The sequence below is a fragment of the Streptomyces anulatus genome (assembly GCF_014650675.1).
Classification (GTDB): domain Bacteria; phylum Actinomycetota; class Actinomycetes; order Streptomycetales; family Streptomycetaceae; genus Streptomyces; species Streptomyces anulatus.
In genome coordinates this window covers 221,010-242,659 of the sequence record NZ_BMVK01000003.1, presented here as the reverse complement: position 1 = coordinate 242,659, position 21,650 = coordinate 221,010, and the positions used below count along the sequence as shown (strand labels likewise).

The 21,650-nt window shown below is 70.6% G+C and carries 19 protein-coding genes; 6 read left to right on the top strand and 13 right to left on the bottom strand.

Translation table 11 applies throughout. The features are described 5' to 3' along the window. Window positions 1-24: 24 nt before the first annotated feature. From IE272_RS09530 to IE272_RS09520, 3 genes are all read right to left on the bottom strand, one after another. Complete coding sequence (locus tag IE272_RS09530) at window positions 25-5,208, bottom strand: DNA repair ATPase (RefSeq protein ID WP_190006645.1); 5,184 nt, start codon at window positions 5,206-5,208, stop codon at window positions 25-27. Window positions 5,209-5,662: 454 nt separating this feature from the next. After that, window positions 5,663-7,792 (bottom strand): flotillin family protein, encoded by a 2,130-nt coding sequence (locus IE272_RS09525; protein WP_190006644.1) that lies wholly within the window; start codon window positions 7,790-7,792, stop codon window positions 5,663-5,665. Between the two features lie 183 nt (window positions 7,793-7,975). Next, window positions 7,976-8,662, bottom strand: a complete 687-nt coding sequence (locus IE272_RS09520; protein WP_050358353.1) for a hypothetical protein — start codon at window positions 8,660-8,662, stop codon at window positions 7,976-7,978. Window positions 8,663-9,098: 436 nt separating this feature from the next. Here IE272_RS09520 and IE272_RS09515 point away from each other — a divergent pair, with 436 nt between their 5' ends. Then, the gene (locus IE272_RS09515; protein WP_050358354.1) at window positions 9,099-10,172 is read left to right on the top strand and encodes a PucR family transcriptional regulator; all 1,074 of its coding nucleotides are present in this window, start codon (window positions 9,099-9,101) and stop codon (window positions 10,170-10,172) included. A 170-nt stretch (window positions 10,173-10,342) separates the two neighbouring features. On the opposite strand, the gene IE272_RS09510 is transcribed toward IE272_RS09515, so the two are convergent. The 6 genes from IE272_RS09510 to IE272_RS09485 form a co-directional block, all read right to left on the bottom strand. Further along, window positions 10,343-10,798, bottom strand: a complete 456-nt coding sequence (locus IE272_RS09510; protein WP_007447911.1) for a tellurite resistance TerB family protein — start codon at window positions 10,796-10,798, stop codon at window positions 10,343-10,345. Between the two features lie 169 nt (window positions 10,799-10,967). After that, window positions 10,968-12,251, bottom strand: coding sequence for a cation:proton antiporter (locus tag IE272_RS09505; protein ID WP_050358356.1), 1,284 nt, complete (start codon window positions 12,249-12,251; stop codon window positions 10,968-10,970). Window positions 12,252-12,253: 2 nt separating this feature from the next. After that, window positions 12,254-12,724: a cation:proton antiporter regulatory subunit gene (locus IE272_RS09500; protein ID WP_047177724.1), complete on the bottom strand. Its 471-nt coding sequence runs from the start codon at window positions 12,722-12,724 to the stop codon at window positions 12,254-12,256. Window positions 12,725-12,845: 121 nt separating this feature from the next. Beyond that, window positions 12,846-13,292 carry a winged helix-turn-helix domain-containing protein gene (locus IE272_RS09495; protein WP_308433846.1) on the bottom strand — a complete coding sequence of 149 codons (447 nt, stop codon included), beginning with the start codon at window positions 13,290-13,292 and terminating at the stop codon, window positions 12,846-12,848. Next, entirely contained in the window at window positions 13,289-13,822 is a 534-nt protein-coding gene (locus IE272_RS09490; RefSeq protein WP_190006643.1) for a hypothetical protein, read from the bottom strand. Before IE272_RS09490 ends, IE272_RS09495 begins: the two co-directional genes overlap by 4 nt. Window positions 13,823-13,974: 152 nt before the next feature. Continuing rightward, window positions 13,975-14,529, bottom strand: coding sequence for a flavoprotein (locus IE272_RS09485; protein WP_050358358.1), 555 nt, complete (start codon window positions 14,527-14,529; stop codon window positions 13,975-13,977). A gap of 136 nt (window positions 14,530-14,665) precedes the next feature. On the opposite strand from IE272_RS09485, the gene IE272_RS09480 reads away from it, so the two are divergent. Both IE272_RS09480 and IE272_RS09475 read left to right on the top strand, forming a co-directional pair. Continuing rightward, entirely contained in the window at window positions 14,666-15,310 is a 645-nt protein-coding gene (locus tag IE272_RS09480) for a dihydrofolate reductase family protein (RefSeq protein WP_056702040.1), read from the top strand. A 208-nt stretch (window positions 15,311-15,518) separates the two neighbouring features. Next, window positions 15,519-15,998 (top strand): hypothetical protein, encoded by a 480-nt coding sequence (locus tag IE272_RS09475; RefSeq protein WP_190006789.1) that lies wholly within the window; start codon window positions 15,519-15,521, stop codon window positions 15,996-15,998. 153 nt (window positions 15,999-16,151) lie between these two features. Here the strand turns inward: IE272_RS09475 and IE272_RS09470 are convergent, their stop codons facing one another. Continuing rightward, window positions 16,152-16,589 carry an NUDIX hydrolase gene (locus tag IE272_RS09470; protein ID WP_190006642.1) on the bottom strand — a complete coding sequence of 146 codons (438 nt, stop codon included), beginning with the start codon at window positions 16,587-16,589 and terminating at the stop codon, window positions 16,152-16,154. 30 nt (window positions 16,590-16,619) lie between these two features. After that, complete coding sequence (locus tag IE272_RS09465) at window positions 16,620-16,826, bottom strand: SDR family oxidoreductase (RefSeq protein WP_229897249.1); 207 nt, start codon at window positions 16,824-16,826, stop codon at window positions 16,620-16,622. Between the two features lie 287 nt (window positions 16,827-17,113). Between IE272_RS09465 and IE272_RS09460 the strand changes: the two genes are divergently transcribed. Then, complete coding sequence (locus IE272_RS09460) at window positions 17,114-17,452, top strand: hypothetical protein (RefSeq protein WP_190006641.1); 339 nt, start codon at window positions 17,114-17,116, stop codon at window positions 17,450-17,452. A gap of 1,096 nt (window positions 17,453-18,548) precedes the next feature. On the opposite strand, the gene IE272_RS09455 is transcribed toward IE272_RS09460, so the two are convergent. Continuing rightward, window positions 18,549-20,375 carry a DUF262 domain-containing protein gene (locus IE272_RS09455; protein ID WP_190006640.1) on the bottom strand — a complete coding sequence of 609 codons (1,827 nt, stop codon included), beginning with the start codon at window positions 20,373-20,375 and terminating at the stop codon, window positions 18,549-18,551. Between the two features lie 67 nt (window positions 20,376-20,442). On the opposite strand from IE272_RS09455, the gene IE272_RS09450 reads away from it, so the two are divergent. Together IE272_RS09450 and IE272_RS09445 are read left to right on the top strand one after the other, a co-directional pair. After that, a complete protein-coding gene (locus tag IE272_RS09450) occupies window positions 20,443-20,640 on the top strand; it encodes a hypothetical protein (protein ID WP_190006639.1) in 198 nt (65 codons plus the stop codon). 4 nt (window positions 20,641-20,644) lie between these two features. Then, complete coding sequence (locus IE272_RS09445; protein WP_229897248.1) at window positions 20,645-21,034, top strand: PIN domain-containing protein; 390 nt, start codon at window positions 20,645-20,647, stop codon at window positions 21,032-21,034. A gap of 44 nt (window positions 21,035-21,078) precedes the next feature. On the opposite strand, the gene IE272_RS09440 is transcribed toward IE272_RS09445, so the two are convergent. Further along, a complete protein-coding gene (locus IE272_RS09440) occupies window positions 21,079-21,573 on the bottom strand; it encodes an HAD domain-containing protein (protein ID WP_190006637.1) in 495 nt (164 codons plus the stop codon). Between the last annotated feature and the right edge of the window lie 77 nt (window positions 21,574-21,650).

Sequence of the window (21,650 nt, the reverse complement as noted above, 5' to 3'; positions counted from 1 at the left end):
ATCCTTCCGGCTCGGTCTTCCCGGTCAGTGTGGAGTGTTGGTGATCTTCGCATGGTGGTTCGGAACCGCCCGGTCGTCGGGCGCGTGGTTCGGAACCGCCCGGTCGTTGAACGCGCCCGCCAGGCTCTGAGGTTCGCCCGCCAAGCTCTGGAGACCGCCTGCCGGGCCCGGGGGGCCGCCCGCCAGCAGGTGCCGGGGGTCGGCCGCTCGCTGGATCGCCGTCTCGACCGCCGCGATCCGGTCCGCGAGCAGTCCGAGCGCGGCCACCGCGCGGGTCATGGGGTCGCCGTCCGGGCCGCCGAGCGCCTGCGTACGGACGTAGGACGCGGTGATCGCCGCCCACCGCCCGGCCTGTTCGGCGGTGAGCGTGCCGCGCAGGGCGGCCAGCTTGAGGAGGTTCGCCTCGGCCCCCGTGGTGAGCGTCTGGGCCTCGCCCGCGTAGTGGTCGTCGACGACGGAGGACAGCTCGTCGTCGTTCATGACGGGCACGATGCGCTCGGCGATCTTGTTCATGTTGCGGTAGGAGCCCTGGAGCCGGAACGGCGGCTCGGTGCGCGTGGCGTCCGTCTGCGCGGCCGAGGCGATGTACGCCGCGTTCACCGCGAGCACGGTGTCCCGGGCCGTGACCAGATGGCGCAGCACGGCCAGGACGGAATCCAGCTCGGCGGCGCTGTACGGGTGTTCCAGGTGCTCGGCACGGGCGGCCGGGTCGCTTCCGCCCGCCAGCCGCACCAGCAGATCCAGGTCGTCCCGTGACCGGGCGGCCAGCGGGGCGAGGACCGGGTTGGCGGTCAGGGCGTTCTCGACGAAGCTCAGCGCGAAGACGTCGTCCCGGCCGCTGAGGACCTCGCCGAGGTTCCAGACGTCGGCCCGGTTGGCGAGCATGTCGGGGATCCGGAACTGCTCGCCGGACTCGGTGTACGGGTTGCCGGCCATGCACACCGCGAACCGCTTCCCGCGCAGGTCGTAGCTGCGCGGCTCGCCGTCCCGCACGCCTTCGATCCGGCGGGTGGCGTCGCACAACGGGATGAACTTCTGGAGCAGTTCGGGCGAGGTGTGCTGGATGTCGTCGAGGTAGAGGAGCGTGTTGCTGCCCGCCTCCAGCGCGAAGTTGATCTTCTCGATCTCCTGTCGGGCGGTGGCGCTCGGGGCCCGGTCCGGGTCGAGGGAGGTCACGTCGTGGCCGAGGTTCGGCCCGCTGATCTTGACGAGGACCATGCCGAGCCGGTCCGCGACGTACTCCATCAGCGTCGTCTTGCCGTAGCCGGGCGGCGAGACGAGCAGCAGCAGCCCCTGCGAGTCGGTGCGCCGGTCGGCGTCGGCGGTGCCGAGCTGCTTGGCGAGGTTGTCGCCGATCAGCGGCAGGTACACCTCGTCGAGCAGCCGGTTGCGGACGAACGCCGACATCACGCGCGGCCGGTGGTCGTCCAGCCGCAGCCGCCCGCGCTCGGCGGTCACCAGGGAGGTGCGCAGCCGCTGGTAGGCGCGGAAGCCGGGCACGGTGTGTGTGCGGAACTCGGCCGTGCGGGCGAGGAGTTCGTCGATCCGTACGGTGAGGGCCCCGCCGCCCGCGATGCGCGGGTGGTCGCCGAGGAGGCCGTCGAGCCGCTCGGTGAGCGGCGCGTCGCACGCGTACCGCTCCAGCTCCGGGCAGAGCTCCACCGCCACGGCCTCCGCCAGATCGCCGTCGCCGAGTTCCGCCCCCGTGGCCTCGGCGTACGGGGCGAGCCAGCCCTCCACGAGCTGCCGGCGGGCGGCCGGGTCGTCGTCGCCGAGGGCCGCGAGGTCGTCCCCGTACGCGTCGGGGCCCGCCGCCCGGTGGAAGGCTTCCAGGAAGGCGCGGACCGAGGAGCCCACGACGAACCCGGCGGGCCCGGTGGTCAGCTCCTCGAAGAGGTACGCGGCGACGGCGTGACCCGGCGCGGACGGGGACGGGGAGCCGATCGCCGCCGCCCACTCCTCCTGGAGCACCGCGATGGCCGGGGCGAGCCCGAAGGTGTCGCGGGCGCGGGCGAGCGAGACCGCGCGCCTGGTCCAGGAGGTGCGCTGCGCCTCATCGGTGCTGTGCGCCCAGAAGAGCTGGGCCGCCGCGCGGACGGCGGGCTCGTGGCGCAGCAGCCCGGCGTCCGCGTGCAGGCGCAGCAGGGCGGCCAGGATCGCGGTGGCGTCCTCGTCGTGGACACCCCGGGTGTACCCCTCGTCGTACGCCTCGGCGGCCGACTCCCGTACGAGATTGGCCAGTTCGGAATCGGCGAGCGGGGCGAGGCGTCCGGCCCCGTGCTCGTCGAGGAGCCGGGCGGCCAGGTGCTCGGCACGGTAGACGGAGGCGTTCTCGGAGGGGAGCAGCTGCTCCCAGTACGGCCGGGCCGCCGTGAACGCCGAGTCGGTGACCGGGGCCCGGTAGTCCGTCCCGGTCAGCGCGAAGGCGAGGCTCTGCCCCTCCCCGTCCTTGCCTCCGGCGGGCACGAGCGTCAGGTCGAACGGCTGGGTGTTGACGGCGAACCGGTGCCGGCCCAGCCGGATCACGGACCCGCCGTCCGCGTACAGCTCGGTGCGGTCGCGCAGGGCGCGGCCCGCCTCCTGGCGGGCCGCCTTCAGCCGTCCGTCCAGCTCCTCCGCCCGTACGGGATCGCCGAGTCCGCGCAGTTCATCGGCGGTGCGGCGGACCTTGGCGACCATCGGGTCGGAGGCGAAGTAGGTGTGGACGGCGTCGAGGTCCTCCAGCGAGGCCACCCGCCGGGCGATGGTCTCCAGCACCCGGCCCGCCGACCCGGCCAGCCGCTCCGCGCGCCGCGCCCGCTCGTCCTGGAGGGTCTGCTTGCGCGCCGAGAACGCCTCGTACACCTCGGTACGGCGCTCGGACAGCTCGGCGAGGAAGTCGTCGAACTCCGCGAACCGCGACTCCAGGTTCTCCAACTGGAGCAGCAATCGGGCCAGTTGGTCGTCGCACGTCTCCGGGGTGTCGGCGGCGGCCAGCGCGCCCGTGACGGCCTGCCCGAGCAGCGCGAACTCGGCGGCGAACTCGGCCCGCCCCTCCTTCGACAGCAGCTCCCGGCGGCGCGCGTCGAGCGTGGCGCGGGCGCGGTTCGCCCCGCCCAGCACCTCGGCGATCCGCTCCAGGATCGAGGTGCGCACGGTGGCGTCACCGATCTCCAGACCGGCGACCACGTCCGTGACGGTGGCCAGTCCCTCCGTCATCGCGGACAGCCGGTCGGTCACGGCGGAGGCGTCCCGGACGGTCTCCAGCGCCCCGGCGTCCGCGACGAGCCCCGCGATGTCCTCGTGGTAGCCGTCGAAGGCGTCGTCACGGGCGAGGAACGACACGGCCCGCTGAGCGGCGGACGCGATGTCGTCCTCGGTCCGGGCGGACAGCTCCGCGATCCGCTCCACGTCGGCGTACCGCATCTCGCCGACCGTCGCCAAGTGACCGTGTGTCCGGCGGAGTTCGGTCAGCCGCTCGACCCAGGCGGACGCCGACCCGGGCACCTCGCCGCGGACCCGGCGCACCAGCGCGGTGATGCGGGCGGCGGTCTCCTCCAGGGCGTCGGCGGCCCGCCGGGTCAGCTCCTGTACGGCAGTGAACTCGGCCAGCACCTGCTGCGCCGTGGCCCGCAGTTCCCCCAACGGCTCGTCCAGCGACCCCAGTTCGGGATCGGAAAGCCAGTGGTACCGGTCCTGGGCGCGGGCGCAGTCGGCGGCGAGCTGCCCGTACACGGCGGTCGTCGGCGTCATGTCCCGTACCCCGTGGGCGAGTGCGAGACAGTCGGAGATCCCGCGCACCAGGTCGGCGTTGCCGGTCCGGGCGAGCGCGCCGGTCCCGGCGGGGCGGGCGGCGGCGTAGGTGTCGGAGACGTACGGGGTCTGCCAGCGCTGCAAAGGGTGTACGCGCGCGGGCCCGTCCTGGTTGTCCCGGAGGAGGACGAGCGTTCCGTCGTCCAGCAGCGCGTGCCCGCGCCCGGTGAGCGGGGTGGCGACCTCCTGGCGGATCAGGTTGTAGGGGAGGAGCAGGCTGCGCAGGCCGTCGCGGGAGCGGAAGACGTAGAGCACGTCCTCGCCGTTGGGCGAGCGGACCGCGCCTTCGAAGACCGGCTCGGTCAGCTCCTCGGCGGTGTCGAAGGTCTTCGCGGTGCCGGTGGTGAGGTAGTAGCCGCCGGGGAAGATGATCCCCTGGTCCTCCGGCAGCCGGTGGCACGCGGGCCCGATGCCGTCGAGCCGCCGGACGGTCGAGAGCAGCGAGTTGAAGACCAGGTACCGCCAGGCGTCCTCCTTGTACGGGCGCACGCGCAGCAGCACCAGCGGCCCGACCTCCGCGTACGCGACGTCGGCGTCGGCCAGCGACTGCAACGGCTCGTCGACGGGCTCCTCGTAGATCCCGTCCGGGGACTCGGTGTCGTCGGTGACCTTGACGGTGAGGGTGCCGCCGAGCGTGTCGACGAAGAGCCCGCCGCCCTTGCCGACGGCGATGTGCGGGTGCCGCCCGGGAACGTGGGCGTCCCGCCCGGCGACCGTCCAGTCGAAGTCGTGGGAGGGCGGGAAGACATGGTCGCGCTCGCCCTGCGCGTCGAGGAACGCCCCCGGCGAGCCGTCCGGCCCCAGCGCCCAGCGCAGCACCCGGATGTCCTCGGCGTTCTCCCCGGTCCGGAAGACGGCGAGGAGCCTGCCGTCGACGCGGCGCAGCCGCAGCAGGCGGGCGTCGCGGAAGTAGCGGTGAAGGGAAGAGAACTCACGCCGGAAGTCCTCACCGCCGAGGAGGGTGCTGGCCTGCCCGGGGACGGTGCCGGGGGAGTCGTCCGGCTGCCCGGCCCCGGTGGTGCCGTGCGGAAGCCCGGTCGCGGTGGTGCTGTCCGGTTGCCCGGTCCCGGTCGTGTTGTCCTCCGGTCCGGAGTCCCGGACGAGGAGTACGTCCTCGACCCCGGCCTCCCCGCGCGCGCCCGGACCCCGCTCGAAGCCGAAGAGCAACTGCCCTCCCACGGCGACGAGATCGCGGGGCACGGAGGCCCGCTCGGTGCGCACCTGCTCGCTGGCGAGGAGCCGCAGCCCGGTCGACCCGAACTCCTCGGTCCGCCGCACGTTGAGGGCCTCGGCCCGTCGCACCAGCTCCCCGGCCTGCGCCGAGAGCCGCCGCCGCAGCACCTCGTAGGCGCCGGCGTCCACATCGCCCTCCCCGCCCCGAGGCGCGGTGACGGTGCCGGTGATGTCGCTGTCCATGCGTACGGCTCCCTACGTGTTCCAACGTCGTCATCCGGTCCGGGGCTCCCCGGCGGCCCGGGCTGCCTTGCCGGTCCGGGGATTCCCGGTGGTTCGGGCTGCCTTGCCAGGCCGGGCTCCCCAGCCGCGGCACACACCCTGCGGCCCGGCGTTCCCCAGCCTGTCCGGCGTTTGAGGACGGAACCCTGGGCTTGGTGGGCCCCGTCTCCTGGCGTGCGGGGCGCGCCCGATTTCCAGCCCGTCCGGCGTTTGAGGACGGAACCCCGGGCTCGGTGGGCCCGCCCCTGACAGGCACGGCGGACCCTGGTACGCCCACCCCCGTGCGACGCACACCCAACCCTCCGCCCCCCGGCCGAGGGTTCCGTCCTCAAACGCCGGACGGGCTCAACAGTTGCCGGACCGACCGGGCGGGCGCCGGACGACCCGAACCGGCACCGGACCGGCAGGAAGCGCGCTACCCGCCCACCACAGCCCCCACCCCGTTCCGGGACACCCCACCCGCGGGAGCAACCTCCGTACCGCCCACCGGCGAAGCCACCCGCAGATCCGCCAGCCCCAGCTCCTTCGCCGCCGCCAGCAACTGCTCCACCTGGCCCGACGCCGCACCCGACGACCCCATCAGCCGCATGAGCAGCGCCGACACCGTCAGGTTCTGCACATCACCCGTGGAGACCGAGCCCAGCACCCGGCTGATGTCGTCCGTGAAGGACGACGAACCGTCCAGCCACGGCCCGGCCAGCGCCCGCGCGGTCGCCGAGTTGTCGACGAACCCGTCGACGGCCTTGCCGAGCGAGATCGACGAGACGATCCGGTCGAAGAACAGCGAGTCGCCGCCGACGATGTCGATGTCGGCGTTCTCCAGACCCGTCGCGAGGACCGTCGCCTGCGCCTCGGCGACCTGCCGCTGCACTTCGAGACCGGCCAGCCGGATCTCCTTCTCCGCGTCGAGCCGCAGCCGGTACTCCTCGTGCCCGCGCGACGCCTCGTCCAGCGCCGCCATCGCGGCCGCCTTCTCGGTGAGCCCCGCGGCCTCCGCCTTCAGCTTCTCGCCGATGACCGCCGCGTCGGCGGTGGCCTGCGCCTGCGTGCCCTCCGCCGTGGCGAGCGCCTTGAGCCGCGCGCCCTCCGCCTCGGCCTTGAGCCGTGCCTCCGTCGCCTCGGCCTCCGCGAGACCGGCCTTCTCGATGACCTCGGCCTCCGCGTCCCGTACCTGTACGGCGGCGAGCCCGGGAGCGGCCGTCTCGGCCTGGATCCCCTCGGCGAGCCGCAGCTTGGCCTGCGCGTCGAGGTCCGCGGTCTTGAGCCGGGCCTCGGCGAGCGTGAGCTGCTCGGCCGCCAGGTGCGTGGACGCGGCCTCCGCCGCCTCGGCCGCCTTGATGTCCTTGACCAGCTTCTCCTGGGCCTCCGCCTCGGCCGCGATGATGACCGACCTGCGGGACCGCTCGGCGTCCTCGACGGCGCGCAGGGTGAGGATCGACTCCTCCTGCTCCGCGACCGTACGGTCCACCGCGATCCGCTCCCGGATGACGTCGGCGACCTCGCGGCGCTCGGCCTCGACCTCCTTCGTGGCGGCGATCCGGTTGAGCTCGGTCTCGCGCTCGCGCCCGATGACCTCCAGCATCCGGTCCTTCTCGATGCGCTCGCTCTCGACGGCGATGACGCGCTCGCGGTTCTTCTGCGCGACGGCGATCTCCCGCGCCTGGTTCTCGCGCTGGATGCCGAGCTGCTCCTCGGTCTTGATGAACGCGGTCTGCGCGCCGAGCCGCTCCTCCTCCTGCACCCGGGCGGTGGCCGCCTCCTCGCGGGCCCGCAGCACCTCGACCTCGCGGCGCTGCTTGATCTCCGCCTCGGCCTGCCGGCGCTCCAGCTCCAGGATCGTCTCGCGGGCGTCGACGTCCTGCCGGGTGATCTCCTTCTGCTCGGTGCGCTGGAACTCGTTGGTGCGCACGTGCTCGATCGCGGTCAGCTCGGTGATCTTCCTGATGCCCTGGGCGTCCAGGATGTTGGCCCCGTCGAGCTGGGCCATCGGGGTCTGCTCCAGGAAGTCGATCGCGGCGTCGTCGAGGTGGTAGCCGTTCAGGTCGGTGCCGATGACCTGGATGATCCGGTCCCGGAACTCCTCGCGCTTGGTGTACAGGTCGACGAAGTCGAGCTGCTTGCCGACGGTCTTGAGCGCCTCGGAGAACTTCGCGGCGAAGAACTCCTGGATGGCGACCTTGTCGCTGGCCCGTGCCGTGCCGATGGACTGCGCGACCTTGATGACGTCCTCGACGGTCTTGTTGACCCGGACGAAGAAGGTGATCTGGATGTCGGCGCGGATGTTGTCCTGGCAGATCAGGCCCTCGCGCCCGGCGCGGCGGATCTCGATGGTCTTCACCGAGATGTCCATCGTCTCGGCCTTGTGGAGCACGGGCAGGACGACGGCCCCGGTGAAGGTGACGTCGACCTTCTTGGTCTTGGAGATGATCAGCGCCTTGCCCTGCTCGACCTTGCGGAACAGCCGGGTGACGACGAAGGCGATGGCGATGACGATGAGCAGGACAACGGCGATGAGCACGCCGATGCCCAAGGAGATGGCATCCATGGATGAGTCCTTGGCGGCTTGTCGGTACTTACGGAAATGGCACAAGCGAAGTAGGGGTGGCCGGCCGCCACGGAGACGGGCGGCGGCGGACGAGTCGCACGCACGGGACCGGCAGGAAGCTCCGGCCAGGTCGGCCAGGTCGGCCAGGTCGGCCAGGGACACCGGGTCGGCCGGGCGGCCGGGTCAGCCGCTCGCCCCGCCCGGCAGCTCGTGCGGTCGGGTGTTCGGACCCGGGTCGAGCGCCGCGTCGTAGGGCGAGACCCAGAAGAACTCGCCGTCCTCGTCGTACGCGTACAGCAGCCCGGACCCGCCCATGACGAGCGGCGCTTCCTCGGCGGCCGGCCCGGAGAGCCGGGAGGCGGACGGGAACGGTTCGGCCGTGCGGACCTGCACGATGGCCGTCGACCCGTCGTACGACACGACCTCGGCCTGCCCGAACGTCGCGGTGACGGAGCCGGTGCGGATCGTGCAGACGCTCCCGACGAAGTCCAGCCGCGATGGCGGAGGTTCCGCCGGGAAGTACCGGCGGAAGCGGTGGAGGAGGAGGCGGACGGCCGCCCAGGCGAGGAGCAGCGACCCGGCGAGCACGGCGACGGCGAGTACGGCGCGGGTGGTGCTGCCGGTCTCGCTCCGGTGCAGCAGGACCGTGCCGGTCAGGCTGCCGAACCAGGAGAGGACGACCAGCAGGGAGACGGAGACGGAGACCGGGACACCGCCGAGACCGGCCGGGCCGGTGTCGAGGTCCGCGTCGAAGGAGTCGTGGCCGGCGGCCCCGGCGAGCACCAGCAGCCAGAAGCAGACGACGACCACCAGAGCGGCACCGAAGATGACGGCGGGGAATCCGAGTGCCGCGCCCAGGAATTCGTCCATCGGTCCCACCCCCTGCGGTTCTGCGCACGGGCCCTGAGGCGGTGTGCGTCCGTGTGATCCGGTACGGGGGTGGCGAGCGGCCGTCGGAGGCCGGGGCCCGGCGCCGCGGCGTTGTCGGAACCTGCCGCAGCGGCCGGGTCGTCCCCCTAGGGACTCCTCCCGCCGGATCCCGGACCGTCCGAACCGTCCCCGATCCCCCGTGGACGGTTCGGACGGTCCGGAATCCGGGTCCGAGAGAGGCGTCGTCCCCCGTCCCCGTTCCCCGTGCTCCCCCGTGCTTCCCCCGTGTTGTTGCTGACCAGATCGTGTCAGCCGGGACCCGCGCAGCGCATTGCCGGATCCCGGCAATCTTTACGCTTCACTAATGCCGGGCACCGGCACCGCCCCGTGTGCGTTGGGGAAATGACAGGACTGTTGCAAGGCTGAAGGAGAGTGCGTGGCCGAGCCGATGATTCCCGAGGAGATGCTGGGAAACTATGCCCATATTCTGGGCGAAGTCGCCCTCACCGGCCGCCGCCTGACGCGTGACGAGCTGGAAGCACGTCGTGCGCTGGGCCGTGCGGCGGCTGACGCGGGCCATCAGCTGCGCGCTCTGGTGACGATGCATCTGGCGCAGACCCGTGAGGCCTGGCCACGTGCCGCTGCCGGAAACTCCCCTGCCACGACCGACGCCGTCCTGGCCGCGGTGGAGCAGGCGGTCGACGCGTTCGCCGAGGGCTTCGAGCGTGCCCAGCGGCTCACCGTGCGGCGGGAGGAGGCGGCGCGCCGGGAGTTCATCGACGACCTGCTCTACGGGCGCAGCGATCTGGTGCGGCTCGCGGAGCGGGCGACCCGCTTCGGCCTGCGGCTTTCCCGGGCGCACGCGGTGGCGGTGGCGTCGGGCCCGGAGGCGTACACGGAGACGGACGCGGTGCCGCGCAGTGTGGAGGCGGCGCTGCTGACGCGGTTCAGCGGCCGCAAGATCCTGCTGACGACGAAGGACGGCCGGATCGTCTGCATCGCGCCGGGCAGTCAGCCCGACGTCCTGCGCTACTTCGCCAAGCAGGCGCACGCGGCGACGGACGGCGGCCAGGTCGCGGTCGGCCGCCCGCACAAGGGCCCCGGCGGGGTGGTCCACTCGTACGACGAGGCGCTCGAAGCCCTCGATCTGGCGGACCGGATGGGGATGGACGAACCCGTGCTGTACGCCTCGGACCTCATGGTCTACCCGGTGCTGACCCGGGACCGGCAGGCGATGGCCGATCTGGTGCGCAGCGAGCTGGGCCCGCTCCAGAAGGCGCGGGGCGGGGCGGAACCGCTGCTGAACACGCTGGCGGTCTATTTCGACGCGGGCTGCGTCGCCGCCGAGACCGCCCGCCGGCTGGCGCTGAGCGTACGGGCGCTGACGTACCGACTGGAGCGCATCCACCAGTTGACCGGGTCCGACCCTTCGGACCCGATGCACCGCTACAGCCTGCAGACGGCGGTCATCGGGGCCCGGCTGCTGGACTGGCCGGCCAAGGAGCTGTGACGGCCGCTGCCGCAGGGGTCGCCGCAATGGGTGGCCGGAAGAGCGGGTGGGGAAGGTTGGCCGGGGGTGCGCAAGGGGGGTGACGCACCCCCGGCCTGCCGGTGGGGACGGGGACACGGGCCGGTGGTCTGCCGGACCGCGCGACCGCACCGGCGGTTCTGGGGTGCCGCCTACAGGTCGAACTCGTGCGGCGGCAGGTCGAGCGCGAAGCACGCCTCCCGCACGACGGCCTGCTCGGACGTGTCGAAGTCGCCGTCGGCGCCGCCGATGACGATGCCGATCTGGACCACGGCGCGGGCCTCGGCCGGCTTCTTCTTCGCCTTGGCGATCTCCTGGAGCACGCTGACCTTGCCGAACGCGAAGTCGGCGGTGAGCTGGTCGACGTAGGCGTTGAAGCGACGCTGCAGGTCGTCGGCGGGGAAGTTCCGCAGAACGTCGTTGGTCGAGATGAGCGTCGCCACGCGCTGGCGCTCCGACGGGTCGATGGAACCGTCGGCGGCGGCGACGAGAGCGCACATGGCCATGCTCGCGTCCCGGAACGACCCCGACTTCAGGTCGTTCTTCTTCGCCTCCAGCTGCGTCTGCATCGACGACGCGGATTCCTTGATGCGATCCCACAGAGCCATGACATCTCCCTACGTTGCGGTGCGAATCCGGAACCGGCGCAACTCTACAGGTGTGTAGATGTCGATGGCCGGGGTGTCTGCCACGACGAAGCCCCCTGACACGATGCGCGTGTCCGGGGGCTTCGAAAAGGCTGGCAGCAGCGGCGGCAGCGCCAGCGGCAGGCGGCGGCTACTCGCGTGTCTCGCCCGCCGGTTCGGGGGTGAGGTCGTCGTGCGACGGCAGGCGGCGCTCGGGGGCGGACTTCGCGACGGGCTCCTTCTCCGTGCCGCTCGCGCCCTTGTCCTGTCCGTCGCCGCCACCGCGACGGGCCTCGATCTTCGCGGCGATGGGCTGCGTCCACCGGGCGGTGAGCGGGCCGACGATGACGAGGATCAGGACGTACGCGGTGGCGATGGGCCCGATGCGCGGCTCGGTGGCCACGGCGAGACCGGCGATGACGATGGAGAACTCGCCGCGCGCGACGAGGGTGCCGCCCGCGCGCCAGCGACCGCGCGAGCCGACCCCGGCGCGCCGGGCCGCGTAGTAGCCCGTGGCGATCTTGGTGAAGGTGGTGATGATGGCCAGCAGGGCGGCGGGCAGCAGCACCGGCGGGATGTCGGCCGGGTTCGTGGAGAGCCCGAAGAAGACGAAGAACACGGCGGCGAACAGGTCCCGCAGCGGGGTGAGCAGCTTGCGGGCGCCCTCGGCGACCTCGCCGGAGAGCGCGATGCCGACGAGGAACGCGCCGACGGCCGCGGACACCTGGAGCTGCTGGGCGACACCGGCGACCAGGACGGTGAGGCCGAGGACGACCAGGAGCAGCATCTCCGGGTTGTCGGAGGAGACCGCGCGGCTGATCAGGCGGCCGTGACGGAGCGCCAGGTAGAGGACGAGTCCGACGGCCCCGAGCGCGATCACGAGCGCGAGGCTGCCGCCGGCCAGGCTGACCCCGGCGAGCATGGCGGTGAGCAGCGGCAGGTACACCGCCATCGCCAGGTCCTCCATGACGAGGACGCCGAGGATGACGGGGGTTTCGCGGTTGCCGAGCCGGCCGAGGTCGGTCATGACCTTGGCGATCACCCCGGACGAGGAGATCCAGGTGACACCGGCGAGCGCGACCGCGCCCACGGGACCCCAGCCGAGGATCAGGGCGGCGACGGCGCCGGGCGTCGCGTTGAGCACGAAGTCCACGGCGCCGGACGGGTATTGCGTCTTGAGACTGGTGACCAGCTCGGAAGCGCTGTATTCAAGACCCAGCAGCAGAAGCAGCAGGATGACGCCGATCTCGGCGCCCACCATGGTGAACTCTTCGCTGGCCTTGAGCGGAATCAGCCCTCCGTGCCCGAACGCCAGCCCGGCGAGCAGGTACAGGGGGATGGGGGAGAGCCCTATCCGCCCGGCGAACCGTCCCACGAGCCCCAGCCCGAGGATGACGGCTCCCAGCTCCACCAGCAATGCAGTCGTGTCGTGCACGGTCAGCCCTCCGCAATGATCTCGGAGAGCGCGTCGACGCCCTCACGCGTACCGACGGCGACGAGTGTGTCCCCGATGGCCAGTCGAAAATCCGGTTCCGGCGACGGGTGCGCGCTGTGGGTGCGCAGCACCGCCACGATGGACGCCCCGGTCCGGGTCCGCGCCCGCGTCTCGCCCAGCAGCCGCCCGCCGTACGGGGAGCGGGACCCGAGCGGGATGTGCTCGGTGACGAGGTCGATGCCCTCGGTCCGTACGGCGTCGATGGGCGCCGGATCGATGAGGTGCGCGAGCGCGGTGGCCTCGGACGTCGACAGGGGGACGGAGAGTTGGCACGAATCAGGATCGTCCTGATCGTAGAACCCGATGAACCGGCGACCGTCGTGGTGGACGACGACCGAGATGTGCTGGCCCGTCTCGGTGGTGAAGTCGTACTGAGCACCCACTCCGGGCAGTGACGTGCGGCGGGTTCCCATGGCTTCCTCCCGAGAGTGCGGCGGCGCGCGCGCACTTGGTGATGTCTTTATTCGGCCATTACCCTATCGGGCGACGCAAAACCGTCGAGGGACCCGCAGTCGACCGCCGTACGGGGCGGCGCTACGCGCCGACGGAGCCCGCCGCGCCGCGGGCGGCGTCCACCAGATCCTGGAGTGCCGCGAGGTGCCGGGCCAGCGCCTGTCGGCCGGCGGGGGTGAGGGAAAGCCAGGTCCGGGGCCGCTTGCCGACGTGCCCCTTGCGTACGTGGAGGTAGCCCGCGGCCTCCAGCGCGGAGGCGTTCTTGCTGAGGGCCGAGTCGGAGACCCGGCACCCGTCGCGCACGGCGGCGAACTCGGCCTCGTCGCAGGCGGAGAGGAAGGCGACGAGGGTCAGCCGGGTCGGATGGTGGATGACGCCGTCCAACGCGGGGGCCTCGTCCGGCGCGGGGGCCCCGTCCAACGCGGGGGCCTCGTCCGGCGCGGCGCTGCCGCTCTGCGCGGGTCTCTCGTCCCGGGCGGGGCCGTCGCCGGGTGCGGGATCGTCGCCGCGGTCGGCCTCCCCGCTCACGCGAGCTCCCGCAGGGCCCGCCGGATGGACGCGTTGCGCACGAGGCAAGCGCCCCAGACGCCGAGCCCCCAGACGCCGAACACGACGATCTGGGTGGTGGCTTGGCCCGCCCCGGCTGCCCAGCAGGCGAGCCCCGTGATCGCTCCGGCCGCGAAGACGACGGGCAGCACGACCCGGCTCCGCCACAGTCGCGAGGACCAGGAACGTGCCACCAGCACCCCGGCCCCCCGCCGGGCGGCACGCGCGAGCGCGACGACGACGCCGAGCCCGAGCAGCGACACGAGCAGCGCGACCACCGTCGCGGTTCCACCCCGGCCGTCGCTCCAGGCCCGCACCAAGCTCGGCCCCACCAGGGCGACCGCGGCGGCCGGCCCGTACCAGGCAGGTGTCGTCCCCGCCCGGAGCCCGGCCCGCTCCTGCGCCAGCCGTACGTCGCTCAGCGCGTCGGCCGCGTACTCCGCCGAGGCCATGGGGTGCACGGCTTCGTCCTCCTGCGACGGTGAGGGGGACGGCGACGAGGGCGTGGGCATGCGAGAACCTTCCGGGGACGCGGGTGACCTGCGGATCCTCATGATGGCATTCATTTTCCACCCAGGAAAGTACTTTCCTGGGTGACGCACAGCTCTCGCCGGCTCCGACCCCCCGGCCTCGGCCAGCTCCTGCGCCGGCCGTACGCCGCCGCTCAGGTCCGCGCGGAGAGTTCGGGTGCGAGCAGCTCCAGGGCCTCCTCCCAGGGGAAGGCAGCCGTGTCACCGGACTTGGGCGTGTGCGGGGCGCGGGTGCTGACCCGGACGCCCATGCCGCGCAGCCTGGCCAGGCTCTCGACGTACGCGGGGTGCTGGGCGAGCGAGGAGTTCACGGCCGGGAGGACGGCGGTGGGGACGCCGAGCCCGTACGCCTCGCAGAGGACGCCGAGGGCGAGGGTGTCCGAGATCCCGGCCGCCCATTTGTTGATGGTGTTGAACGTGGCGGGCGCGACGACGATCGCGTCCGGGTCCGGCAGCGGGCGGGGATCGCCGGGGGAGCGCCAGGCGGAGCGGATCGGGTATCCGGTCCGCGCCTCGACGGCCGCCGCGTCGAGGAACCCGAGCCCCTGCGGGGTGGCGATGACGCCCACGTCCCACCCGGCGTCCTGCGCGGCGGCGAACAGCCGGTCGACATCGCGGGCGACCCCGGCCGCGCAGACGACGACGTACAGGAACGGCTTACGGGCCTGTCGGCCGGACTGATCGCTCACGAGGACTCTCCTGGATCGCTGAAGCGCGTGCGTTGTGGTGTGGTGAGGTGAGGTGATCTCTCCCCTCGACCGATGAGTTTTCCCTCTGCGGGAAGTCTCACCACCGTCGTTGACCGCACAGGAGCAGGAGAAACGCGTGACCCAGCTGCTGAGAGTCCAGAACTTCACCGTCTCGAGCGACGGCATCGCCGCCGGAGAGAACCAGACGCTGGAGCGCCCGTTCGGTCACGTCGACCCCGAGCGGCTCTTCTCCTGGGCCGGGGCGACGGCCAGCTGGCCCATGCGCACGGACGCCGGCGGGAGCCGGGGCCTGGACGACTACTTCACACGGGACTTCGCACGCAACATCGGCGCCGAGATCATGGGCCGCAACAAGTTCGGCCCCCAGCGCGGCCCTTGGGAGAACCACGAGTGGCAGGGCTGGTGGGGCGAGAAGCCCCCGTTCCACACACCGGTGTTCGTGATGACCCACCACAAGCGCCCGTCGATCACGCTGTCGGACACCACGTTCCACTTCGTCGACGACGACCCGGCGACGGTCCTCGACCGGGCGCGGGAAGCGGCGGACGGCAAGGACGTACGACTCGGCGGCGGAGTCACCACGATCCGTGAGTTCCTCGACGCCGGCCTGGTCGACACCCTGCACGTGGCGGTCGCACCGGTGAAGCTGGGAACGGGCCTGCACCTGTGGGAGTCGCCCGACGAACTGCTCGACCGGTACCACCTGGACGTCGTTCCGAGCCCGAGCGGCATGACGCACCACCTGTTCTGGCGGAAGTGACGGCGGAAGCCCGCCGAATCCGCCGAGTGCCGGACGGGACGGCCGGGGATGGTGGAGAGTCTTCTGCGTAACCGCCCGAGTACGTAGAGGAGTGGAATGCCGCCCCCGGCCCTGCGGGCTGCCCACCGGTGGCCATCCCAGAAGGTCTTCTGTCTTGTCACCCTTTGAACCCCGATACGCTCCCGCCGGTGATGTGAGCGCGGCGCTCATGCTCATCGACTCCCGGCTCAGGAGCGTCCACAAGGACAGGACCGATGCCGATCCCGAACAGGAGGATCTGGCCCGGCAACTCATCTCCTCGCTGGGCCCGGAGGGCCTTGACGACGTGCTGGACGGCGCGTGCACGCTGATCTTCCTGTACGTGAAGTGGCTGCGCGAGGCCCACGAGGCGCACGACAAGGACGTCATCGAGTACGTGGTCCCGACCCTGGTCGCGACACTCAGGCGGATGCCCAGGAGCATTCCTCCAGAGACCATCCCCACGATGTCCGGCATGGTCATCGCCGCCGCCATCGGCCTGAGCCCCACCCTGTGGCGCCAGCAGTACGGCGAGTGGAAGAAGACGGAGCTGACGCCGCTGGAGGCGACGGCGTTCCTGCTGGCGGAGCACATCAACCGCATCACGGAGGACCCGGACTTCGCGACCCGCATGATCACGGAGGCGCTGACGCAGGTGGAGGCGGGGTAAAGGGGAGGCGGAGGACGCTCCGGGGTCCCGAAGGGCGAAGTCTCCGGGACCCCGTGTTCTGCGGGCCCTCCCGCTTACGGGGACGGGGCGCCCTCCCTGCGAGGCCGGCTCATCTCGGTCTGGCCCTGATGGCGGGTTGACGGACTCAAAGGCTCAGAGCGATCCCTCGACTCCGAGGCTTTCGCCACTGATGGCTGCCTGTAGGACATGGGCGATCTCTTCGGGCTTGAGGTCGATGCCGTCGAGCCCCTCCGTGGTCAGCGGAATCTCTTCCAGCGCGTATTCACCGCGGCCTTCGGCGCTGAACTCGGGGCCGGTGCGGTCCTCGAAGGACCAGGTCGCGATGCGGGCGAGGTAGAAGAGCTGACGCTCGTCGTCGGACTCCATCGTGTGGAGGAGACGGATGATGTCGGCCTTCCCCGCGATTTCCTCGTGGATCTCCCGGTGGAGGGCGGCCTCCCGGGACGCGTCGCCGGGTTCGACGCCGCCGCCGGGCAGGACCCAGTATTCGGGGATGCCGGGCCGGGTGCGGCGGATGACCAGCATCGTGTCGTCTGCGGTGACCAGGACGGCGCGGACTCGTTCCATCATTTCGGCTTGTCTCCCTGCTTGTTGGTGGTCTCAGTCCAGCAGCCGGCCGCCGTCGACGTGGATGGACTGTCCCGTGATGAAGGAGGCGGAGGGCCCCACGAGAAGCGCCACCAGGGTCGCGACACCCTCGGGCCGGCCACGGCGCGGGACGCACTGACGCTTGATCTGGTCCTCCGGCAGCGCTCGGTGCTGGGCGGGGAGGGTGCTCTCGGCCTCGACCTGGCTGGCACCGGGCATGACGGTGTCCGACGCAGATTCCGTACGGGCCCAGTTCGCGGGCGAGGGAGCGGGGCAGTCCCAGCAGCCCTGCCTACGCAGCGCTGTACGCGACGAGGGCGGTGCGGGGTCCCGGAGGGGCCGGGAAAGTCGGCGAGTGCGCATGTCACTGAAAGGGCGTTTCATTCCAACTGGGGTATTTGGTAACTCGTGACGCTTGGTTCGACTGATCCTGCGTGTGAGGATTTTGTCGCGTGCGGACCGAGGTAGCAGTCGCACGTGTGGCTGCGAAGGGCCGGGGAGGGGCGATGGCAATGTTCGCGGGGAGAACGGCGCGGCTGGTGGTCAGGAACGACGACGAGATGCCGCTGGATCTGATGTTGGAACCCTGGGGAGACGTCCATCGGATCCTGCCGAAGGAGACATGCGTCGTTGTCACTCATTCCTCAGCGGGAGATGGTTCTTGGCCTGGGACGCAGCTTGGGGACGAGCCCTTCCAGGTTGGCCACCGGCGCGATTCGGTCACGCTGTGGGTCAACGGCCACTGCTTCCACCTTTGTGACAGGAAGGGCAACGAAATCGACCCGTACGTCTACGGGGGTGCCCTGCCCAGAGCCCGACCACCTGAAGAAGTGCTTGATCTGTGAAGCGGTGGGTTCGTAGATGCCCGACGGGTGGGGGTACAGCGCCGCGTGCTCAGGCGTCACGCCAGTCCGGGGCGGATTCGCGGATGATCCGGCGGCTCATGAGTCGCAGACTCACCCGAGAATCCACCTACAACTGGCGCGACAGCTGAACGGCCACCCAATCGCGCTCCTGTTAATCACAGCAGGTAGGGCCACAGGCTGACACTGTTCCGCTCCACGCTGATCTCGACCCACGTTCCATCGACAGCAGTCGATGGCGGCGGGTCGGCGAGGTCGAAAGGATGTGGGTTCCGGCTACTTCCAACGTGGCCCCGCCGTCGCCCGTCAAGCCCAGCCGCCCCCGAAAGACGATCCGGTCACCTTCCTTCTCATCCACCCCGGACAGGAAGGAAGCGGCCGGTCGGGTGTTGCCGCCCCAGGACACGTCCTCTTCAACAGTCCACTCCACATGATGCTCGCGGCCCACTCCCGTCGGACCGCCGCACCAGAATGCCGCGGCGGCACCCACCTCCGAGCGCACCCGAACCGTCACGCGCCCGTCGACGACCCGCCCCACCGCTTCCACCTGGACCAACACCACGCAATCATCCCCGAGATCACTGCGTTCCCAACACTCCCACCAGGACTAAGCGCTCTTTGAGGCGGCGCTTCTGCCCAGCTGTGCCGCTCGACGTGACCGGCGAAAAGGCCGCAGGCGTCCCCACCGGAGCCGGAGCCGGAGCCGGTTCCGATCACCGGGCAGTCCGGTAGCACGGCCACGTCCACGTCGGACCCGTGCCAGCGGAGCCAGAGGGCGGTGCCGTACTGGCCGAGTTCGGCGAGCAGGCCGTAGTGCTCGTCGCCCTCCTCGCGCGCCTTGTAACGGGCCGACCGCACCATCCGGCCCCTTCTCGGCGTGCCGACTCATGTGCCGCTGAAAGTCCTTCCGCAGGAACTCCGGCAGCACGGCCCCGCGTCTACCGGGCTCCGATCTCATCGCCCTCTTGCCCGTGGCCGGCTCCGTCCGTGCGTCGGTTGCGACTGATGGCAAGGTGCCCGTTCAACGAGCAGTCGACGTGGCCCGGGAAGAGGGTCCGCCACGGCACCCGGCGGTCATTTAGTCTTCGTCGCCCTCGTCCACCACACCGGTTGTGGGATAACCGTCTTCAGTAACGACCGCCTTGCCAGTGGCCGTCTCGATCGCCTCGACCAGGGCTTGCTGCCGGGCTTCGAAGAAGCCCGCAAAGTCATCCTTGGCGAGCAGCGTGGGATCAACCAGATGGGTACGAATGTGGTTGGCCACGGTGTCCGCGTCCACCTCGGCGTTCTTCGCGAGCCTGGGGAGATAGGCAGAGGGCGCTGTCCCGCCGATGATGCGGTTGGTACGTCCGGTCAGCGGGGTCTTGTTGACGATTGAGTTGTAAGTGCCCCGGGCGATGTTCTCCCGCTCGCACCACGCTTGCGGGAAGATGTGGTGAATGTCAACGGCCTCAGCGAAGTACTCGGTGATCTCGGTCTTCTCACCGGTTCGCCAGTCGACGGCGCCTTCCTTCATCAGAAGTGCGTAGATCCCCTTGTAGGCGGCGCTGTTGCGGGTGCGCAATGTCAGCAGGCGGCTCTCACTGAACCGGGCATCGTGGATGGTGCGAGGTTCGGCCCTGGTGCCGCGCACCCAACCCACGGTTTCGGGGAGGTCATGGCTGAACCTGGTCTCCGTCGAGCCGCCGTACAGCTCGCCGAACACACCGCACCAGTACCAACGGGCGAGCTTCTGCTGCGCACCGGCCGGTTCGGCCTGCTCGCCGAGCGTGCTGAGGATCGCGGCAAGAGGGATGAGCTGGGTGCCGTAGGGGAGAAACTTGGTGTCGAAGAGATACTGCTGGCGGAGGAACTTGGCGGCGTCCTTGAAGCCTTGGACGACCAGTGGTGCGTAGCGGCGGTACTCGTCCAGACCCAGGTCCAGCATGTCCTTGCGTTTGCAGCCGATTCGCGGCAGACGCTCTTCATCCATCCCTGCGGCAGCGGCATCGGCGCGCCGGGCAGCCGTTGCCATCAGGGTGACGGCCTGCAGGAAGTCGGTGTTGGCAACCTCTTTGAGGACGCGGTACTCCGGTGCCTTCCAAGCGGCCCGGACCGCATTGTTCCAGTGGTGGCGCAGGTCGAACTCTTCGGCGGCATATGTGGCGGTGAGCAGCTCGAAGACTGTGAGGGTGACGCCGCCGGTGTTGACCTTCTCGAAGACCTGGCAGACAGCCTGCCTCTCGGTTTGCTTCCCTAGCTCGATCACCGGTACCTGGTAGAGCTCGAAGGGGCGAACGAATGCCTCCTCGAAGTCCCGCCACCACTTACGGCCGTCCTGCCCCTGATCCTTCCAGTAGTCCTCGTAACCGTAGCTCCAATCTCGGTTGGAAAAGAGCTGGGAGAGTGGGAAGAGCCGGGCGGCGTATTCCTTTTCCGGGGTCGAGTAGTCCTCGATGAGATCGCCGCGGAAGCTGCGGACCATCCGGTCCGCCGGCAGAAGGCGGATGGCGTCTTCACGGTCCGCCTGAGGGTCGAGAGCCTTGACCATGTCGACGTAGAACCAGCCGGTGATCCGCTGTTTACGCTGGTTCTGTGTCTCGACCGGCTTGCCGAGCATGAGCGACTGGAAGAGCGAGGTCATCCGCTGCTGGCCGTCGAGAATCAGGGCGTCCGGTTCGGTGCCCGGGGGCGGGGTGGCGCCCTCAACCGGGCGACACTTGAAACGGACGTCACCACCGGTCTGCAGCAGCATGAGGGTGCCGACCGGGTATCCACGAGAGATTGAGGCGAGCAAGCCGATGATGTTGTGGTCCGGCCACACCCAGCCGCGTTGGAACTCCGGTAGCTGTGCTTCGCCTTCGGTCACCCGACGCAGCAGTTTGACCAGCTGAATCTTGTCGATCCCGAATGCTTGCTCAGTCACGACCCACCCCCTCCTCGACACTGAACGCTGCCGAGAGGTTACCGGCGGTCGAGCGCACACGAGGTCAGTGCTGAAAATCAAGCCGCCGAGGGGGTGCGGCTATGTGGCGGAAGCCGTAGCCCGTCAGATCCGGCACCAGCTTCTGGGCGACGATCTTCGCTGCCACGAGGAGGAGCACGGACGCTTCAGTGATGAGGAGCTTGCCGACGCCCGTTCGAAGATCTTCGGTGCCGCCGGCTCCCTCAAGGACGCGGACGCGGCGTGAGCGAGTGCATCAAACCGTTGTCCTGGACTCGGAAGTACTCTCCGCCTGGATCGAGCAGGACCGCGAGTTCCTTGCGATGTTGCAGGTCTTCCACGACATGGGAGCCGTCCTGGTGATCGGGGCGAACGCCATCGTGGAAGTCAGCCACTTACGCACCATGCCCCGCCTGAACTGGGCCCTGTCCCGCGTCAAGGTGGAGCCCGTCACCGAGCAGGCGGCGAAAGCGGCAGCGGAACTCCTCAAGGGCGCCGGGCTACACGGGCACAAGTACGCCATCGACGCCACGGTCGCCGAGGTCGCCCTGCGCCAGCCGAAACCGGTTGCCATCCTGACCTCCGACAGCGACGACATGACCAAGCTCTGCGGCAACAAGGTCCGCATCGTCCCTCTCTGACCTGCCGGCCCACCCGGAACACGCGCCCTGGCAGGGGCCGTCGCTCACCACCGCAGCAGCTCCTCCACCGCCTCCCTCGTCAGCCCCTCCGCCGGGTCCGTAGCGAGGAGCAGGGTCCGTGCCGTACGGGCGGCGGCCCACTCCCGGGCCTCCTCCGTGTGTGCGTCGTCCACCCAGGCCGTGGGGCGGTCCCCGGCGAAGGCCGCGATGGGCGGGACCTTTTCCGCGGGGGCGAAAGGGACCGGGGGGAAGCGGATCACCGGTAGTCGCGGGAGGCCGAAGAGCGGGGACAGGTAGGTGTTCGCCTCGTCCTCCCAGCCGGTGGCCCAGGCCAGGTCGAAGCGGGTGGCGAGCAGGGGCAGCCAGGAGGCGTGGGATTCGTTCAGGCGGACCGGTGGGTCGTCGTCCGGGAAGAAGTCGTGTTCGCGGTAGCCGGGTGGGCAGGTCGGGGACGCGAAAGGGTTCAGTACGCCGTCCACGTCCAGGAGGAGAAGTGGGCGGGGCGGGCGGCGTGCTTGGCGGTGGTCTACCTCGTGCATGCGTCCACGGAAGCAGTAAGTCACCTGGTCGGGTGGGGTGTTCCGCCTTTTGGCGCTCGCGCCTTCCCGGCTGCGGT

Excerpts from the sequence above, each read along its gene's own strand:
- IE272_RS09470 (WP_190006642.1), bottom strand. The coding sequence starts at position 16,589 with ATGATGGAACGAGTCCGCGCCGTCCTGGTCACCGCAGACGACACGATG.
- IE272_RS09520 (WP_050358353.1), bottom strand. The coding sequence starts at position 8,662 with ATGGACGAATTCCTGGGCGCGGCACTCGGATTCCCCGCCGTCATCTTC.
- IE272_RS09475 (WP_190006789.1), top strand. The coding sequence starts at position 15,519 with ATGCTCATCGACTCCCGGCTCAGGAGCGTCCACAAGGACAGGACCGAT.
- IE272_RS09510 (WP_007447911.1), bottom strand. The coding sequence starts at position 10,798 with ATGGCTCTGTGGGATCGCATCAAGGAATCCGCGTCGTCGATGCAGACG.
- IE272_RS09440 (WP_190006637.1), bottom strand. The coding sequence starts at position 21,573 with ATGCACGAGGTAGACCACCGCCAAGCACGCCGCCCGCCCCGCCCACTT.
- IE272_RS09530 (WP_190006645.1), bottom strand. The coding sequence starts at position 5,208 with ATGGACAGCGACATCACCGGCACCGTCACCGCGCCTCGGGGCGGGGAG.
- IE272_RS09500 (WP_047177724.1), bottom strand. The coding sequence starts at position 12,724 with ATGGGAACCCGCCGCACGTCACTGCCCGGAGTGGGTGCTCAGTACGAC.
- IE272_RS09460 (WP_190006641.1), top strand. The coding sequence starts at position 17,114 with ATGGCAATGTTCGCGGGGAGAACGGCGCGGCTGGTGGTCAGGAACGAC.
- IE272_RS09465 (WP_229897249.1), bottom strand. The coding sequence starts at position 16,826 with ATGCCCGGTGCCAGCCAGGTCGAGGCCGAGAGCACCCTCCCCGCCCAG.
- IE272_RS09490 (WP_190006643.1), bottom strand. The coding sequence starts at position 13,822 with ATGCCCACGCCCTCGTCGCCGTCCCCCTCACCGTCGCAGGAGGACGAA.
- IE272_RS09525 (WP_190006644.1), bottom strand. The coding sequence starts at position 7,792 with ATGGATGCCATCTCCTTGGGCATCGGCGTGCTCATCGCCGTTGTCCTG.